This is a genomic window from Deltaproteobacteria bacterium, assembly GCA_017302835.1.
Classification (GTDB): domain Bacteria; phylum Bdellovibrionota; class Bdellovibrionia; order Bdellovibrionales; family Bdellovibrionaceae; genus UBA2316.
Genome location: JAFLCC010000005.1, coordinates 18161 through 35366, shown reverse-complemented (window position 1 = coordinate 35366; position 17206 = coordinate 18161). Strand labels below are relative to the sequence as shown.

At 36.3% G+C, this 17206-nt stretch carries 15 protein-coding genes; 7 read left to right on the top strand and 8 right to left on the bottom strand.

From position 1 onward, the window contains the following. Positions 1-98 precede the first annotated feature (98 nt). Positions 99-1427, bottom strand: a complete 1329-nt coding sequence (locus J0M15_06780) for a hypothetical protein (GenBank protein MBN8536740.1) — start codon at positions 1425-1427, stop codon at positions 99-101. A gap of 178 nt (positions 1428-1605) precedes the next feature. On the opposite strand from J0M15_06780, the gene J0M15_06775 reads away from it, so the two are divergent. Then, entirely contained in the window at positions 1606-1890 is a 285-nt protein-coding gene (locus J0M15_06775) for a cation transporter (protein MBN8536739.1), read from the top strand. 2 nt (positions 1891-1892) lie between these two features. After that, on the top strand, positions 1893-2420 hold the full coding sequence (orn, locus tag J0M15_06770; GenBank protein MBN8536738.1) for an oligoribonuclease: 528 nt from the start codon (positions 1893-1895) through the stop codon (positions 2418-2420). 87 nt (positions 2421-2507) lie between these two features. Here the strand turns inward: orn and J0M15_06765 are convergent, their stop codons facing one another. The 3 genes from J0M15_06765 to J0M15_06755 all read right to left on the bottom strand — a co-directional run bounded on the left by J0M15_06765 (position 2508) and on the right by J0M15_06755 (position 5213). Next, on the bottom strand, positions 2508-3908 hold the full coding sequence (locus tag J0M15_06765) for an adenosylhomocysteinase (GenBank protein MBN8536737.1): 1401 nt from the start codon (positions 3906-3908) through the stop codon (positions 2508-2510). 18 nt (positions 3909-3926) lie between these two features. Then, positions 3927-4688 (bottom strand): type I methionyl aminopeptidase, encoded by a 762-nt coding sequence (map, locus tag J0M15_06760; protein MBN8536736.1) that lies wholly within the window; start codon positions 4686-4688, stop codon positions 3927-3929. A 114-nt stretch (positions 4689-4802) separates the two neighbouring features. Next, on the bottom strand, positions 4803-5213 hold the full coding sequence (locus J0M15_06755) for a hypothetical protein (protein MBN8536735.1): 411 nt from the start codon (positions 5211-5213) through the stop codon (positions 4803-4805). A gap of 151 nt (positions 5214-5364) precedes the next feature. On the opposite strand from J0M15_06755, the gene J0M15_06750 reads away from it, so the two are divergent. Further along, positions 5365-5841, top strand: coding sequence for a hypothetical protein (locus J0M15_06750; protein MBN8536734.1), 477 nt, complete (start codon positions 5365-5367; stop codon positions 5839-5841). Positions 5842-5906: 65 nt separating this feature from the next. On the opposite strand, the gene ettA is transcribed toward J0M15_06750, so the two are convergent. Next, positions 5907-7574: an energy-dependent translational throttle protein EttA gene (gene ettA, locus J0M15_06745; GenBank protein ID MBN8536733.1), complete on the bottom strand. Its 1668-nt coding sequence runs from the start codon at positions 7572-7574 to the stop codon at positions 5907-5909. Positions 7575-7727: 153 nt separating this feature from the next. Here ettA and J0M15_06740 point away from each other — a divergent pair, with 153 nt between their 5' ends. Next, positions 7728-7976 carry a hypothetical protein gene (locus tag J0M15_06740; protein ID MBN8536732.1) on the top strand — a complete coding sequence of 83 codons (249 nt, stop codon included), beginning with the start codon at positions 7728-7730 and terminating at the stop codon, positions 7974-7976. Here the strand turns inward: J0M15_06740 and J0M15_06735 are convergent. Continuing rightward, on the bottom strand, positions 7973-9952 hold the full coding sequence (locus J0M15_06735) for a hypothetical protein (GenBank protein MBN8536731.1): 1980 nt from the start codon (positions 9950-9952) through the stop codon (positions 7973-7975). The genes J0M15_06740 and J0M15_06735 overlap by 4 nt on opposite strands. A gap of 95 nt (positions 9953-10047) precedes the next feature. Then, positions 10048-11061: a DUF475 domain-containing protein gene (locus tag J0M15_06730; protein ID MBN8536730.1), complete on the bottom strand. Its 1014-nt coding sequence runs from the start codon at positions 11059-11061 to the stop codon at positions 10048-10050. A gap of 139 nt (positions 11062-11200) precedes the next feature. On the opposite strand from J0M15_06730, the gene J0M15_06725 reads away from it, so the two are divergent. Then, on the top strand, positions 11201-12526 hold the full coding sequence (locus J0M15_06725) for a S8 family serine peptidase (protein MBN8536729.1): 1326 nt from the start codon (positions 11201-11203) through the stop codon (positions 12524-12526). Here J0M15_06725 and J0M15_06720 read toward each other — a convergent pair. Continuing rightward, positions 12501-13268: a hypothetical protein gene (locus J0M15_06720; protein MBN8536728.1), complete on the bottom strand. Its 768-nt coding sequence runs from the start codon at positions 13266-13268 to the stop codon at positions 12501-12503. The genes J0M15_06725 and J0M15_06720 overlap by 26 nt on opposite strands. Positions 13269-13335: 67 nt before the next feature. On the opposite strand from J0M15_06720, the gene lnt reads away from it, so the two are divergent. Both lnt and J0M15_06710 read left to right on the top strand, forming a co-directional pair. Then, positions 13336-14892: an apolipoprotein N-acyltransferase gene (gene lnt, locus J0M15_06715; protein ID MBN8536727.1), complete on the top strand. Its 1557-nt coding sequence runs from the start codon at positions 13336-13338 to the stop codon at positions 14890-14892. Next, positions 14870-17203: a Smr/MutS family protein gene (locus J0M15_06710; GenBank protein ID MBN8536726.1), complete on the top strand. Its 2334-nt coding sequence runs from the start codon at positions 14870-14872 to the stop codon at positions 17201-17203. The genes lnt and J0M15_06710 overlap by 23 nt, the downstream gene beginning before the upstream one ends. Positions 17204-17206: the final 3 nt, after the last annotated feature.

Here is a 17206-nt window from a genome sequence, read left to right as displayed (position 1 = left end):
CATTAATAATTAGATTGATAAGCTTCACATCACAGCCAAATACTTTGATTGTCTAATTTGACATGAATTCATCTATATCCATGATTTATATTAATGAGTTAATCAATTTTATAATAGATACCAACTAATTTTCGATTCTTGTTAATCATTGAATCGCCAGTTCGTGACTTTTCACTATAATAGTCACTCACATAACCACCCTTTCCAGATTCAGCTGTTTTTATTTCAATGTGTCCTGCATCCTGATCCCAATAACATCTTTTTCTTTTAGTTTCCGAATTCGTTTTGCACCTTCGAACCTTTCGGTCAGGATCCGTAGGTTCGTAAACCAGAATAGCTCTTTTGGGAGCTAAATCAGGGTTTGTTATTAATTGGCTTAAATTTTTATTTTCTAGATAAGTACCTTTTAATTGACTAGGATCTAATAGATTAACAAAGTGTTGTTTCTCCAACTCAGCAGATGCATCCTTTGCATAGCCTCCACTTAATTTCGGATTAGTCACCCCTGCTTCAAACAAAGCTTCTTTGACGTACTTATAACATTTTAATAATGAAAACTCAGCACCGACTCTTCCCTTTGTATTTTTCATTGCTATCCTTATGGCTATCCTTATAGCGTTGTCCATTTTTCTTTTATAATCATTTAAAAAACCATCTTGTGGATTTTCAAAAAGGGCATTAATTTGTTGTGGAGCAAACCACTTTTGTATTTCTAAGTTACTATCTTGAATGGACGTTCCACCTTTGGATCCAGAGCAATTTTTACAGTTAGTTGATGGCAAACCATGTCCTTCAGTATCTTGTCTGGAAGTATCTGATTTAAGGCCTAAAGGTATCGCATCAATTTCCTGTAACTTAAGATTTTCAACATCCCTTGTTTTAAAGGTGGCCTCAACCTCCTTTCCTTCTATTTCCTTATCCGAAGAATCTTTAATCTTAATTTTATTTGATTTCTTTTCAAAGAAATCCTTTGTGGGCAAATTGGAAAGTATTTCTCTGATTGAACGATCAACCATTATTTCATCTTGCCTACCTTGGTATTTCCTTAAAAGTTCATCCATGGGAAGATTCATTTCAAATACCGTATCTTTTGGTAATGACAGCAATTCACCGCTATTTGTTCTTAATCTCAACTCATTTAGGGCTTTAAAATATAAAGATATATTTTGATCTACCATCACACCATCAACGAAATGATTTCGATTAGGTAGACCCACTTGATAAGTTGACATGGCTGGAATTCCTGAGCTCGAAGGCGAAGCTGAATTATACTGATTATTTGGTAATTCGGATGGAAAATAGCCCTGGGAGTTTACCGCTGGGACGAAAAATGTAAACACCAAGAAGCATTTAATCCAGATATTCTTTATAATGCTAATCAAACCCTCTTTATTTAGATTTAAAAGTGGTTCTTGTTTTTTATCCATCATGCAATTTTAGAATTCAAGAACCAATCCACATTTCTTAAGACCTATTCTTTATAATGGACTTTAAATGAAGGTCTCAAATTGAGATGTGTCTAACTATTGATGAGTTGACTAAAATAACTAGTCTTATAATCATTTCTTTGATAGGTATTTTAAGAGATTCAAGAAGGGTAGACTTATGAAAATTTTATGCTTATTTCTTTTAATCAATGCTTTTAGTCTGGCTGAAACCTATCAATATGAACTTTCTGGAATGCATTGTGGGGCATGTAAAAAAGCCATCAGTTCTATGGTCTGTAAAACTCCAGGAGTTAAAATTTGTCATGTAGATATTGGCTCTATGACTCTCACCTCGGAGGATGGAAAAACTTTAGATCAAGTCGCTGTCAAAAAAGCAGTTCAAGAGGCGGCGGACAAATTTAAAACTGAGTATGCCATTTCATCCTCTAAAAAGAAAGACTAAGTATGTCCCTTTTATATTGGCTTGATATGGAAATGACAGGTCTTGATATTAACAAAGAAGTTATCATCGAGGTTGCTGCTGTCATTACGGACTATAATTTTAAAGAAATTTCAACTTATGAATCTGTTGTCAAACAACCACAGAGTTATATTGATAATATGGACGAGTGGAATAAATCCCATCATAAGGAGAGTGGACTTATTCAGAAAATCCCATTTGGAAAAGAACCAAAAATTGTCGAAAAGGAATTAGCGAATTTGATTACTCAGTTTTTTCCGGACCCCAAGGATAAACCTATTATTGCAGGAAACTCGATAGCTCAAGACAGATTATTTATTGATAAATATTTTAAAGACTTTTCCTCAAGACTTCATTACCGCATGTTAGATGTGTCTTCATGGAAAATCATGTTTGTGAATAAATTTCGTAAAGAATATAAAAAGAAAAACCAACACCGTGCCCTTGATGATATCAGGGAAAGCATTGGAGAATTAAAATTTTATATGGGCTTCATTAATCCCAATATTTAGCGACTGAGGCTTGGCAAAGCCTAGTCGCAGGCAGAGTTCCGATCGACGAGAACGAAGAGTTGAGGCCGTAACCCCCTGGACTTGGTTTTAGTATCTATAGTGATCAGGTTTGTAAGGGCCTTCGATAGACATACCTAAATATTTAGATTGTTTTCCAGAAAGTTTTGTTAACTTAACTCCTAGTTTATCTAAATGCAAAGCGGCTACCTTTTCATCAAGATGTTTGGGCAATCGATAGACCCCAACTTCTTGGTACTTGTCACGATTTCCAAACAGTTCCATTTGTGCCAGTACCTGATTTGTAAAGGAGTTGCTCATAACAAAACTTGGATGTCCAGAAGCACAGCCAAGATTTACAAGTCTGCCTTTAGCTAATATAATAATTTGTTTACCGTTCTTGAGTGTATGAATGTCTACTTGGGGTTTAACTTCTCTCATTTGAGAGTTTTTATTTAACCAAGCCATATCAATTTCAATATCAAAATGACCAATATTGCAAACGATGGAATTATTTTTCATATTGGTGAAATGTTTTTCCGTAATGATATCACAACAACCCGTTGCTGTTACAAAAATATTGGCTTCTTTAACGGCTTCATCCATGGTTGTTACTTCAAAGCCCTCCATTGCTGCCTGGAGAGCACAGATGGGATCGATCTCTGTGACCAATACTCTCGCTCCAAAACCTCGTAGAGAATGTGCGCTCCCTTTTCCAACATCTCCAAATCCTGCAACGACTACTGTTTTTCCAGCGACCATGGTATCTGTAGCTCTTTTAATACCATCAGCAAGGGACTCACGGCACCCATAGAGGTTGTCAAATTTAGACTTTGTAACGGAGTCATTTACATTGATCGCTGGGATTTTTAATTTACCAAGAAGCAACATTTTTTCTAAATTATGAACTCCCGTAGTTGTCTCTTCAGAAACTCCAATGACCTTCTTAAGTAGCTTGGCATATTTTGAATCATGCATCATATTGGTTAGGTCACCGCCATCATCCAAGATCATGTTAAAGCCTTCGCTCCCCCAACCCTCAATTGTTTTTTCAATACACCAGTTGTACTCTTCTTCTGTTTCGCCCTTCCAAGCATAAACGGGTACCCCTGCGGCCGCCATGGCTACGGCGGCATGATCCTGAGTCGAAAATATATTACAGGAGGACCATCTCACTTTAGCTCCCAAGCAAATTAAAGTTTCAATCAAAACGGCTGTTTGAATTGTCATATGAAGTGATCCAGTTATAAGAGCACCCTTTAATGGTTGTTGCTTGCCATATTCTTTACGTAAAGCCATAAGCCCTGGCATTTCTGTTTCCGCAATATTGATTTCTTCTCGGCCCCATTTCGCCATTTTTTCAAAATGAGCGGGGTTTTCCATAGCTAGCTGACAGACTCGATAATCTGTCTTACCAACATTTTTAATATTTTTTATATTTTTTATATTTTTAACATTCTTCATATTTTTTCCTGTTGAAGTGAGAGTCATTTTATCTCCTTTATATATTTAAGGTAAAGTTAAAACTTCGTATCCTGAATCAGTGATTAAAACGGTATGCTCAAACTGAGCAGATAATTTTCCATCTTTGGTCTCGTATTGACTATGCGAAGAGCCAGGAATGGGGTATTCACTAATTTCATCAGTACCTTCGTTGATCATAGGCTCAACTGTCAAACAATAATTTGGAACAAGCTTTTCTCCTTTGCCTTTTTTCCCAATAGAAGCAACAAATGGTTCTTGATGAAATTTTCTACCAATTCCATGTCCCCCTATTTCCTTAACCGTAGAATAGCCTTTTCGAGTCACAAATTTATTTATTTCAAAACCAATATCACCGGTGGTTCCATAGGGGGTGATCGCTTTAATTCCAACTTCCATGGCTTCTTTAGCTGTCTGAACAAGTCGTTGCGCTTCTTCTGAAATTTTTCCGACGGCAAAAGTCTTCGACGTGTCTCCAAAAAATCCATCAAATTTAGTGGTCACATCGATATTGACAATATCACCCTCTTTGAGAAGATAGTCGTTAGGAACCCCATGGCAAACAACTTGATTTATGCTGGTACAAATGGATTTTGGATAACCGTGATAGCCTAGTGTTGCAGGGACTGCGTTTTGGGATAAAGTAAAATCATAGACAATTTTATCTAATTCATTCAGACTCACTCCCGGTTTTACAAACCTTTCAACGTAAATCAAGGTCTCGGCAGCCATCCTGCAGACCTTTTTCATTTTTTTTATTTCTTCTAAACTTAACGGTGAGTTACCCACAAATCATTTCCTTATAAAAAAACCCAAAACCAGTGTGGTTTTGGGTTATATTGAAATAAAAACTACTGAAGTCAGGGTGGGCATCGCCGACACCCCTTATTATCTATCTTAAGCTTATTTCAAGTGTTTAGCTAAAATTCCACCGATTTCAAGCATTCCTACTGAAGGTTTACCAAATAATGTTTTTAATTTATCATCAGAGTTGATTTTTCTTCTATTAACAGAATCTTGTAAATTATTCTTTTTAATATAATCCCATACTTTTTTTAAAGCTTGAGATCTTGGAAGTGGAGAAGCACCAACAACTGCAGCTAAAGCCTCACTTGGAGTTAACTTCTGTAATAATGCTGGATTTGGTTTTCTTTTTGCTTTAGGAGCCGCTGCTTTCTTAGTCGCCTTAGGAGCTGCTGCCTTCGCTGTTGCTTTAGGAGCCGCCGCTTTCTTAGTCGCCTTAGGAGCCGCTTTCTTAGTCGCTTTTACTGCTTTTTTTACAGTAGCTTTTGTTGCTTTCTTTGCCATTGTCATAGTCCTTTCGTTAAATTTGTTATATGACGTATGAACACAGTGTGAACAAACAATTCTTATTTGTCCAAAAAAAAATGAACTCTTTTTCATTTTCTTTGAAAAACACTTAATCTGGCCTTTAAAAAAGGATAAATATACCGATTCCCTTTGTATGAACAGTAAGACTTTTGCTGAAGTTTTAAAGGAAATAAACTTAAAATCGTCCCGACTTAAAGATTTTGAACAGCGTAAAGAAGGGATCTGTAGTGTCAATCAGACCCATTTTGAATTAAATCAAATCAATCTCAGACAAAGTTATTCCACTTTAAATAAAGGAACCTTTTTCCTCAAAACAAAGAACAGTAATCCTTATTTTAAGGGCTTGCCAGGGCAAAGAAAGATCAAAGTCCGCGCCCAAGGGCCGGCTCATCAATTGTCAGAAAAGCAAAAAGAATCCTTTTCATTTTTTAAAAGGCATAGTGAGTTTTTGTTAGAAGATTTTTCTATAGAAGAACTTAAAAAATCATTTAAAAAATTATGCTTTAAAATGCATCCTGACCATTCCTTAGGAACTAATCAGGATTTTATCAATCTGAAAACACATTATGAAAATCTTAAACTCGTATTTAACAAAAAAACTCGTATTTAACAAAACAAGTAATGATACCAATTCCTATTAACCGAGTTTCCGCCTATGTACAGGGGTTACTCCTATTAAATGGATCTAAAACGGACTCTGTGCGGAGTTATGTCTCCGAGTTTTTTCTTTCGATCTTCTTCATACTCTGTAAAGTTCCCGTTAAAACAGCTCACTTGAGAGTCCCCTTCAAAGGCAATAATATGAGTACAAATTCTGTCTAAAAACCAGCGGTCATGGGAAATGATTACGGCAGATCCTCCAAAATCGAGCAAAGCATCTTCTAAAGCTCTCATCGTATTGACATCGAGATCATTTGTAGGCTCATCTAGGAGGAGCAAGTTGGCTCCCTGCTTGAGAATCTTAGCCATATTAACACGGTTTCGTTCCCCTCCCGATAAGGTTCCCACTTTTTTCTCTTGATCCGAACCTGAAAAATTAAACCAGGAAACATAGGCTCTGGAATTAACCTCTCGAATTCCCAATTTAATAAGGTCATTTCCCCCAGAAATCTCTTCCCACACAGATTTGTTCGGATCAAGCGTCTCTCTTGTTTGGTCAACATAGGACATCTTTACGGTTTCACCCACTTTAAAGAGGCCTGAGTCTGGCTTCTCAGCGCCGATGATCATTTTAAACAGAGTAGATTTTCCTACCCCATTGGGTCCAATAACACCGACAATAGAGCCTCTTGGAATAGTGAAATTCACATTATCGAATAGTATTTTTGATCCAAAAGCTTTCCTTACATCTTTAGCTTCAATAACGATTTCACCCAGTCGTGGTCCTGGCGGAATATAAATTTGCATTTCCGAAATTTTATCTGGCGTCGCTTCTTTAAGTAAATTCTCATAGGAAGAAAGTCTGGCCTTTGATTTTGCCTGGCGCGCCTTAGGATTCATGCGAACCCATTCTAATTCTTTCTCTAAAGTTTTTTGTCTTCTATTTTGATCTTTTTGCTCTTGAAGAGATCTTTTTTCTTTCTGTTCAAGCCAAGAACTATAGTTTCCTTTAAAGGGAATGCCTTCACCTCGATCCAGCTCAAGAATCCATCCAGCTACATTGTCTAAAAAATACCTATCATGGGTCACCGCTATCACTGTTCCAGGAAATTGATGTAGGTATTGTTCAAGCCAAGCAACGCTTTCTGCATCTAAATGATTGGTAGGCTCATCTAAAAGAAGAATATCAGGCTCACTCATCAGCAAGCGACAAAGAGCCACCCTTCTTTTTTCCCCACCTGATAAATGAACCACAGCGGATTCTCCATCTGGACACCTAAGCGCATCCATAGCTAATTCAATTTTTTGATCCACTTCCCAGCCGCCCAGGGATTCTATTTTTTCCTGAAGCTGCCCTTGCTTCTCGATGAGGTCATTCATAAGATCAGGATCTAAATCAGGATCATTAAATTTTTCAGAAATTTCATTATAATCTTTCATGATTTTTGGCAGCTCGCCCATTCCTGAAAAAATATTTTCCTTAACTGTTAACTTCTCGTCTAATTTAGGTTCCTGCTCTAAGTAACCTACTCGCATTTTTTTAGCAGGAAAGGCTTCTCCCAAAAAATCTTTATCAACTCCGGCCATTATTTTAAGCAATGTTGATTTTCCTGAGCCGTTCAGGCCCAAAACCCCAATTTTAGCGCCATAAAAATAAGATAAATAGATATTTTTTAAAACATATCTATTAGGGGGATAAACTTTAGAAACACCTTTCATAGTGTATATAATTTCTTGAGACATATAAAACCCCCTTTTGATGATTGACTAAAAAAACTAAACTTATAGGAATAATAATTATTATCAAATATTTTCTTGTCAAAATGTTGTTTTTTTGTTGGATTTAGATACTATTTAATTTTTATTTTACAAGCTATCATACAGGATGCAGTTACCTTGAAAGAACCATTGAAAAAAACTCTTAAAAAAGCAAAAAAAGTGAAATCAAAACCAAAATTACTTCTTGAAATTTCAAGTTCAGAAGAAAAATGGACCCATATTCAAAAAGACATGTCCAAGGCTCTTTCTTTTTGGAATGATGTCGCTAAAAAATATGATGGAAAGCCCAACCCCGATGACACTCGAATGTTAGAGATCAAGAAACTTCTAAAGGACCTTCAAAAAAAATTAACCCAATTTACTTAGAACTTAATTCCCAGTCCTACGGTTCCATAAAAAGTATTTAATTCTGCTTTTTGATTTATTTCTTTATCAAGGAAGGCATACCGTTTAAGGCCGAATCCAGCCTCTCCAAAAATGCTTTTACTCCATAGGATTTGGCCATGAAAGTTGACACTTAAAGGTGAGTTGAGGGTGATATTAGAATTCAGAGAGTTAAAATAGTAAATCACTTCCATATCCACCCATTTTGGATAACGCATAAAAGGTATAAAGTTAATGATGTTGTCGAACACCCTGGGCATGGATCGTGCCCAAAACCATCCCCCACCTAACATCGGCGACTTAAATGTTCCAAAACTAATATTTTGATAGGACAACATTAATCCCGTCGTTTCGTCTCGTGTCCAAACCCCAGGATTAAAGCGGTACTTCAAATCGAGAGTCATTACCGACAAGGACTCACTGGAAGTATCTGTCACCTTTAATTTATTAACTGAATTAAAATATTTTCCTGCAAATCCCCACCTCTGAAATGAAAATGAGTTTTCTCCAAAAAGAGCTTCAAACCAACGGCTATAGAGCATCTCACCAAGTATCACTTGCCCTTCTTTTGTCAATACTCCCGTAAATCTAGCAGATAGTTCATTGGCATAGGCTCGATATAACTCATAGAATGCAGGGTAGCTCCTTCCTTGATATTGCACCGTTAAATAACTTTTATTTAATTCGCCCTTTTTTTCAGCCTTAAAATTCCAAACAATATCTGTGGGACTATTCTTTGAAGGCTCCACAGCATGCTCTTTTGATGCCACAACGGAATCTTTAAGTTTTTTTCCTTTGAGATTTACTTTGGAACTATACGTGGAGTTGGGGGTCGCATCACTCAAAAAAACTCTTGATTTTGATTTCGGAATTTCCGCCGTGTTGATAAGTTGTTTGAAAACTCCACCGCCTGTTCCTGGAAAAAACAATTCAGCTTTATCAAGTGGTAAAAAAACTTGCCAAAACTCACGCTCCTCTTTAATTGTTGATTCAAAACCAATCAGCTTGATAAAGTACGAGGATTCTTCTTTTTTTAACAGGGTGACTTTAGCAATTGGTTTTTTACCAAACCCAATAACTTTAATTCTTGAATTATCTACATGAACAACATCCATCAAATTCAGACTGCTAGGACCTGAAACAAATTCATAACTCTCTCCCCCCTTTAAATCAGCATAAAAGCTTAAGGGAGCTCCCGCAGTCACTTTTACTTCATTTTTAACAATAGCCTCTTCATTTTTTAAAAGAACCCTAGTCTTAATTTGAAGTTTTGAAAATACTAAATGATTATTTTTAATAATAGCACGAGCCGAACAAAACTTTGACGAGGCTTTTTTAACTTTTTCAGATAGACAAATTCTAAAGGGTTGATTTAGTTTTTTTTGAGCTTGATTAAATGAGGACTCATCTATCAGCATATAATTAGCACTAAATGGATATTTTTCTGATTCCTCGCTAATTGAATTCTTTTGGGCTTTTTCTTTCCAGGATTTAGCGGTTTCTTTCCACTTGAGAATTTCCGCTGAAGTTAATTGTTTTTTCCAAATTAACTCTCCATTTTTTCCAATAAGTTCAATCATTGGTTCTCGAAAAAGACCCTCTGGCCACGCTAAGGCAAACCCTAACTCTTTACTATTTAATTGTTTTAATGAAGGATGCATTTGGTTCACTTTATTCACATCAAAAAAAAGGGTCTTGTTGTTTATGAGGGTATTTCCTACTTTCAAAGTTAAGCCATTATCTATGGTTAAATCATAATCAAAAACTTGATTCGGAAAGAGCACCCCACCACCTGGCTCGAAATAAGTGGCTTTCTTAAATTCATTAACCAAGTTAACCTCTTGTTCCTGATCTTGTTTACCTTCCACATCAACATCTTGAGCCTTCACGAAAAGTGAAATCATTGTCAAAATAAAGAATATCATTACAAAAAAGATATTTTTATTTGTTTTTATCATGAAAAACCCTCTTCCCTAGGTATAGCAAATTTTAACACTCCGTTTGATTATAAAGGAATGATATAAAATGACAAAATAAAAAACAGTTTTGGACTCTATCTCATACTCCAAATAAATGCGATCACTATAATGATTGCTCCTAATAGACCTGTTATCCATTCTGGAATATGAAGAAAAGGGTCTACCAACATAATAGACGCCAAAGATAAAATAGCATAAAAAGCTCCATGCTCTAGATAGGCAAACTTCTTAAGAGTTTCTTTTTCTACAAAATAAATGGTTAAACTTCTAACGAAAAAAGCGCCAATACTTAGACCTATCATAATAATTAACAGATGATGAGTAATGGCAAAGGCGCCAATAACACCATCAAAGCTAAAAGAGGCATCAAGTACTTCAAGGTAAAGAAACATCCCGGCACTGGCCCTATGAATATCTTTTTTCTGTTGACCAGAATACTCTAGCCATTCACCCAATCCATCGACTAAGACATAAACAATAATTCCTAAAATTCCAGCCTGTAGGAACCGCATTCTTTCAGGTTCTGGAAGAAAATTTATGATGAACATGAGTGCCGTTAACGTTATGGCTATTTCTATAGCCTCAAATCGACCCATCAATGATAAGGGTTTCTCTAAGACTTTGATCCAGTGTTCATTTTTATTTTCATCGTAAAAATATTTCAACCCAACTAAAAGCAAAAATGAACCACCAAAAGCCGAGATCTCAAGATGGGCAGAAAGCATTAAGGTCGCATACTCATTTGGCTTAAACAATGCTAAATTCAAGGCACTGATGGGATCGATTTTTGCCATAATGGAAACAATGGCAATAGGAAAAACAAGTCGCATGCCAAAGACGGCGATAATAATTCCCCAAGTTAGAAACCGGTGGCGCCAAAGAGGAGTCATTTTTTTAAGAATAATAGCATTTACAATGGCATTGTCAAAAGAGAGAGAGACCTCCAAAATGGCCAGGACAGAAGCGATAAATGCAGTTTGCACAAGTCCCTGAACTCCCCCAATAGAGTACCCAACTGCAGCGGACAACAACAGTCCAATAATTGAAAATAATATAGATGTTTTAAAATATTTAGTCATGCTTCTCATTCTGATACAGAAATTATGAGATTTCAATACCCTAAAGTTATTAACTAATTGTGAAAAAACCCGATAGTTCTTGTGGAGGTCATTCACAATGCAGCCAATCAAAACAACGCTCATTCTTGGTAGTTTTTTTATTTTTGTGATGGCTGCCCTAGCCTTTTTTATTAAGTTAGATAGCGATACGGATCCCTCAAACTACACGGATCGTCTTTCTGCAAATCAAACAAGGGCTTCTGCTGCCAAAAAAAATGTCAAGGAAGTTCGTGAGTTTGAGAAATCGGAAGTTATTTCAAAAACAGATAAGGTAGAAAATGAGCCCAGTGCTCTTTTTAATGACCCAGCAATCAAGCAAGCCTGGGGATTAAAAAATTCAGATGCAGCAAGAGCCTGGAAAGTCACTCGTGGGGATAAAAGTAAGATCACCGCAATCATTGATACAGGAATAGATATAGATCACGAAGATTTAAGCGAAAATATTTGGGTTAACCCAGGAGAAACTGGCTTCGATAGCAAAGGACTGAATAAAGCTAATAACGGAATTGATGATGATAACAATGGCTATATAGATGATGTTCATGGATGGAATTTTGTTTCTAACAATAACAATTTAGCAGATAATCATGGTCACGGAACACATATAGCAGGAATTATTGGAGCCATTGCTGAAAATAAAAAAGGAATTAGTGGGATAGCTCCCAGCTCCACATTAATGATTCTTAAGTATTATGACCCCAAAGTTGCCAATACAGACAATCTTAAAAATACCATCAATAGTATTAAATATGCCGTAAAGATGGGAGCTCAAATTATAAATTATTCTGGAGGAGGAACCGATTTTTCACAGGATGAATTTGATTCAATCAAAGAAGCAGAAAAAAAAGGTATTCTATTTGTAGCGGCAGCTGGAAACGAAAGATCGAATTCAGATCAACACCATTATTTTCCAGCCGATTATAAATTGTCTAATATCATTAGCGTCACAGCTTTAGATCCAAATAAGGAAGTTCTTGCTTCCAGTAATTATGGAACTGAAACTGTCGACTTGGCTGCTCCTGGACAAAATATTATTTCAACCTTACCTGGCAACAATTACGGATTTATGACTGGAACTTCCCAAGCCACTGCTTTTGTCACAGGTGCCGCCATTTTAGTTATGGCAAATAAATCTGATTTTAAATTTGATGAAGTAAAAAAGTATATTGTGTCCACAGGGGATCCCTTTACTTCTTTGGCACAAAAGACAAGAACTTCAAGGGCTCTAAATTTATTTAAAGCGCTCACAATCCTTGACTCTGGAGTGGCTGCCAATGGTGTTATTACCAGAGGCACAGCTAATGATAGCTTTGTTCCAGGACAGAAAGAAAACAAAAGCCCAACCGCTACAAGTGAGGTCACTGCCTTTGGAAAAAGTTTATTAGATGCTGTGAATCCTAAGCCTAAATTTAATCGTGTTGGCGAAAAACAGTAAATCCAAATGTCAAAATTAATAATGCGATCCCTCCGCCAATACTATTTCTATAATTAAAATTAAATAAGCCCAATAAGATCATTGAACTTCCAATCAGGATGAACAAAAAAAACACTATCGATTTTATTTTGGCAGGATTAAAATCAAAAAAACCGGATTTCATTCTATTGATATTTATCTCCGTCTTTGAAACTTTAGTCATCGACCGGATATACTCACTCCAAAATTCGTAGAGTTTGGGGTCATTCATCGTTTTAGAAAGTTCCTTGTATTTAAATAAGGCATAATCTATTTTACCCCTTGAAATGCATTTTCTTATAAAGGTTTCATGGGTCGGCTTGCTTTCAAAATCTAGGAAGATCTGCTGCCATTGTTTAATTAATTCTACGGGAACTTTGGGGTAGTTTTCATTTTGAATTAACAAATAATTTTCAATAACGACACCACAAGACTCACAACTAAGATTTTTTTCACTTTGAAAATGATGACATTTGGGACAACTTTTCTTCAATTCAAGTTCATCCAAAGAAATTAAAAAAGTCAAAATAGCACTCGGGTTCGAAGGTGGATAGTTAAAACCAAAAAGACTCTGACACTTAGGACAAACAAACTCAGCTATAGAGGTATTTATTTTACTGGAATGAACCTCATACAAAGAAATACACTGAGGACAACGTATTTTTAAAGTTGTTTGGTCTTTTGAATTGGTAATTGTTGAGTTTTCAGTTGTTATTTGATTCATAATTTATTTCAATACTAGTATCATGAGTAATTTTTTAACGTTTATCAAGAAATATAAATGGGCTTTGATGAGTGGATTTATTGTTGGCACAAGTTATATTCCCTTACCTCCGTGGGGTATATTCTTTGGATACCTGCCACTTTGGTATGGGTTAATTTTTGAAGTAAAATCTTTTAAAGAAGCCTTTATCGCTGGATGGCTTTGTCAATTTGTACTCACCTTGATTGGTTTTCACTGGATTATTTATACAGCTAAAACCTACGGCCAATTGCCGTGGCCCCTTGCCTTTCTCGCCTTTCTCGCTTTCTGTAGTCTGGCTCATCTTTATATTCCATTGCTAACATTGTCATTTTCACTCTTTAAAGAAAAATTTAAACCTCATTTGCTTGCGAGTTTATTTTTTTTATCCTTTGGCCACTCTCTCTTAGAAATATTTTGGCCCGGAATCTTTCCTTGGCACCTTGGCTACACCTTACTTTGGGCAAAACTTCCCATCTATCAATTAGCTGATTTAATCGGTTTTTGGGGTTTGTCCTTAATTTTATTAATAGTTCACTTATTCTTGGGACTGATTTGGTTTAGTCAAAATTCCAACTACTGGAAAATCCTCTATTCTATGGGGATACTGACACTATTCTTTGGTTTAAATATTGCCGGTTGGCTTCATGGGGATAGATGGAAAGTTACAGACAAAAATTTAAATATTCTCAATGTCCAAGCTAATATTGGCAACTTGGAAAAAGTCTATGCTGAAAAAGGAAAGTTTTTTCGTGATGAAATTGTGAACAAGTATATCGAACTGAGTGAATCCGAATTAAATAACAATAGAAATATCGATCTCATTCTATGGCCAGAAAGTGCCATACCTGAATATTTAGATAGGCCTTTTCAACATCACAAAAATCAAATGAAAATTGCTTCATTCCTTACAAAACATAACAAACCTTTGTTGACAGGAGCTTTTTCAAAAGAAGAGAACAATCAAGATCCAGATAAATCTGTTTTTAATGCTCTTTTTTTATTGGACTCTGAAGGTAAAGAACTTTCCGCGCCCTACCATAAAACTTTTCTTTTAGCCTTTGGTGAGTACATGCCTTTTAGTGATCAAATGCCTTTTCTTCTGAAGCTATTTCCATTTATTTCAAACTTTGGAAGAGGCCAAGGACCGCATATTCTTAGGCTCCCCAAGGACATCAAGAAAAATGAATACACTCTCATTGGTGGACAAATTTGTTATGAAGGGCTTTATCCAAATTTTAGTCGAGAGTTAGCCCAAAAAGGTGCAGAAGTCATAGTTAATGTCACCAATGATTCCTGGTTTGGAATTCCTTTTGAACCTTATCAACATTTGTACATGACGCTGGCAAGAGCTATCGAAATTAGACGCCCTTTGGTGAGGTCTACAAACACCGGAATTTCAACTGCTATCTCTGCCTATGGTGATATTGATAATTTTTCTCCTTGGCTGCAAGAATGGACCGGAGTGCATTCCATTAGGTATTTAGCAAATCCAAGCATGACATTTTATACAGAGTGGGGTTGCTGGCTCTGGATAGTGATCTTGGTTGCCTTTACGCTGAATTTATTGCTAACTGTATATTATGAAAAATTTAGAAAATCTTGATTGGAATTTAATTCTTGAAAAAATGGAATCCTTCAGCACTAGCGAATTAGCCAAATTAAATCTCTCACAGATTCAACCTTTTACTGGTTCAGAAATGGCGGTTCAATCATTTACTGAAATTGAAGAAGCCCAGAATATCATTAAAACAGGGGTTCGCCCCTTCATGCAATCCCTTGATTTTTTTAATCCTTGGAATCTCAGATTAAAGAAAAAGGGAGTTTTAAAAACTCTAGAAATTAAAGACATTCGAAATTTTTGTTTAGAATCCGTTGCCTTGGTGGAAGCCCTTAAAGAACTCCAAAGCCCATGGATCCTTACTTTAAAATCTGAAATAATGAAAGCTGAAGAACCCTTATCCGCTATAGATCATTTGATGACCCCTCAAGGAGAAATTCGGCCCGATGCTAGTGAAAAACTCTATAGCCTTATCCAAGAAAAAACTAAGCTCCGTAAGGAAGTTGAAAACACTCTGGATCGTTTGGTCAAAGATCATCAAATGGAAAATTTTCTTCAAGATAAATACTTTACTTCTCGAGAAGGACGTATGGTCTTGCCTATAAAATCGGGAATGCAACATTTCGTTCCTGGAGTGATTCATGCTTCTTCACAAACGAAACAAACCGTCTATATGGAGCCCGAGAAAATTATTCCTTTAAACAATCGACTCCGACAAATCGAAGTTGAAATTGGAGAAGAAATTGAACGGCTTTTGGAAGAAATTTCTAAGTACCTATTTCACTTAACACCCGAATTTGAAAAGACTAAAGAAATTCTTTCTCACATGGATTTCCGGCTAGCTCAAGCCCAATTCTCTATTCTAATTAAAGGACAAGCTTGCGAATTCTCTGAAGATGAATTCCACCTCATTGAGCTCAAGCACCCCTTGTTAGCCTTAAGTAAAAAACAAGTGGTTTCAAATACCGTTCAATTGACACTTCAAAAATCGCTTTTGCTTTTATCCGGCCCCAATGCTGGGGGAAAAACTGTTTTATTAAAATCAATTGGACTGGCATCTCAAATGGCCCGATGTGGGATTCCCATCTGCTGTGAATTAGGATCTAAAATTCCTTTTTTCAATGAAATAATTACCAGCATAGGTGATTCACAAAGCGTCGATGAAGAGCTTTCTACATTCGCAGCTCATTTAAAAATTTTAGAAAAAGCCTCTAAAATTAAAGGCCCACAAAATTTAGTCTTACTAGATGAGATTTGTGGTTCTACAGATCCAGAAGAGGGCGCCTCTTTAGCCAGAAGTTTTATTGAAACTTATAGTCAAAACCAAATTTTTTCAGTTATCACTTCTCATTTAAGCCCCCTAAAAACTGGCTGGAAAGAGTCAGATAAGGTTATTAATGGCAGTTTAGAATATGATAAAATTTCTGGGAAGCCCACTTATAAATTTATTCCTGGTATTCCAGGAGAGTCCTTAGCTATTCAAATGGCAAAAAGAGTTGGTATTAACAACCATATTGTCCAACGAGCCATTGAACTCCTCTCGCCAACTACCAGAGCCAGATTGAATGGTTTAGAAGAAATTGAGTCCTTGAAAAAAGAAATTCTTAACTTACAAAATCACCTAAGAAAACAAACAACCGAAGCTCAGAATTTAAAGCACCATTATGAAAAAATGATTTCAGATTTTGAAAAGAGCAAAGAAACACTCCTCCACAAAGAGTTGAGCACAGCTCGTAAAAAAGTGGACGAAGCCATCACCAACGTTAAAGCTCAAGAAACTTTAAACAAACACAGACAGCTTCAAGAAATTAAATTTAATTTACCTGAAATTGTAAAAAATCAGCCTCCCGAAGTCACAACAAAAATTGAAAGCTCTGACGACTTCGCAAAAAAATACCCTCCTGGCTCAAAAATATATATCTCAGTTCTGGCTCAAGATGGATTGATTCAAAGTACACCAAACGCAAAGGGGGAGGTCTTAGTTATGTCTAACTCGATGCGCTTGCTTGTTCCCTGGTTGGACTTAAAGCCCCCAGGAAAACCTACAAATCCAACATCAAGCCTTGTTAGAAAGTCATCAAATTTTTCTGTTGCCTTAGTTGACGAAGACAGAACTGTTGATCTCCGTGGAAAAACAGTGGAAGAAGCGATTGAGGAGCTTGAAACAATAATTGATCGTTCTTTTCAAAACCAAGAGGATCGCCTAAAAATAATTCATGGACACGGGACGGAAGCCTTAAAAAAGGGAATCAGATCTTACCTTTCCAGAAGTGTTTTAATCCGCAAGTGGAAAGCTGGAAATAACGACAATGGTGGTGACGGGGTCACCTGGGTCGAGCTATCTAAAGGAGACTAGGCC

Bases quoted from the DNA above. Each gene is read 5' to 3' on its own strand.
- J0M15_06755 (MBN8536735.1), bottom strand. From the start codon at position 5,213: ATGACAATGGCAAAGAAAGCAACAAAAGCTACTGTAAAAAAAGCAGTA.
- orn (MBN8536738.1), top strand. From the start codon at position 1,893: ATGTCCCTTTTATATTGGCTTGATATGGAAATGACAGGTCTTGATATT.
- J0M15_06720 (MBN8536728.1), bottom strand. From the start codon at position 13,268: ATGAATCAAATAACAACTGAAAACTCAACAATTACCAATTCAAAAGAC.
- J0M15_06730 (MBN8536730.1), bottom strand. From the start codon at position 11,061: ATGAGAAGCATGACTAAATATTTTAAAACATCTATATTATTTTCAATT.
- J0M15_06735 (MBN8536731.1), bottom strand. From the start codon at position 9,952: ATGATAAAAACAAATAAAAATATCTTTTTTGTAATGATATTCTTTATT.
- J0M15_06775 (MBN8536739.1), top strand. From the start codon at position 1,606: ATGAAAATTTTATGCTTATTTCTTTTAATCAATGCTTTTAGTCTGGCT.
- lnt (MBN8536727.1), top strand. From the start codon at position 13,336: ATGAGTGGATTTATTGTTGGCACAAGTTATATTCCCTTACCTCCGTGG.
- J0M15_06710 (MBN8536726.1), top strand. From the start codon at position 14,870: ATGAAAAATTTAGAAAATCTTGATTGGAATTTAATTCTTGAAAAAATG.
- J0M15_06725 (MBN8536729.1), top strand. From the start codon at position 11,201: ATGGCTGCCCTAGCCTTTTTTATTAAGTTAGATAGCGATACGGATCCC.
- J0M15_06765 (MBN8536737.1), bottom strand. From the start codon at position 3,908: ATGACTCTCACTTCAACAGGAAAAAATATGAAGAATGTTAAAAATATA.
- J0M15_06780 (MBN8536740.1), bottom strand. From the start codon at position 1,427: ATGGATAAAAAACAAGAACCACTTTTAAATCTAAATAAAGAGGGTTTG.
- ettA (MBN8536733.1), bottom strand. From the start codon at position 7,574: ATGTCTCAAGAAATTATATACACTATGAAAGGTGTTTCTAAAGTTTAT.
- J0M15_06750 (MBN8536734.1), top strand. From the start codon at position 5,365: ATGAACAGTAAGACTTTTGCTGAAGTTTTAAAGGAAATAAACTTAAAA.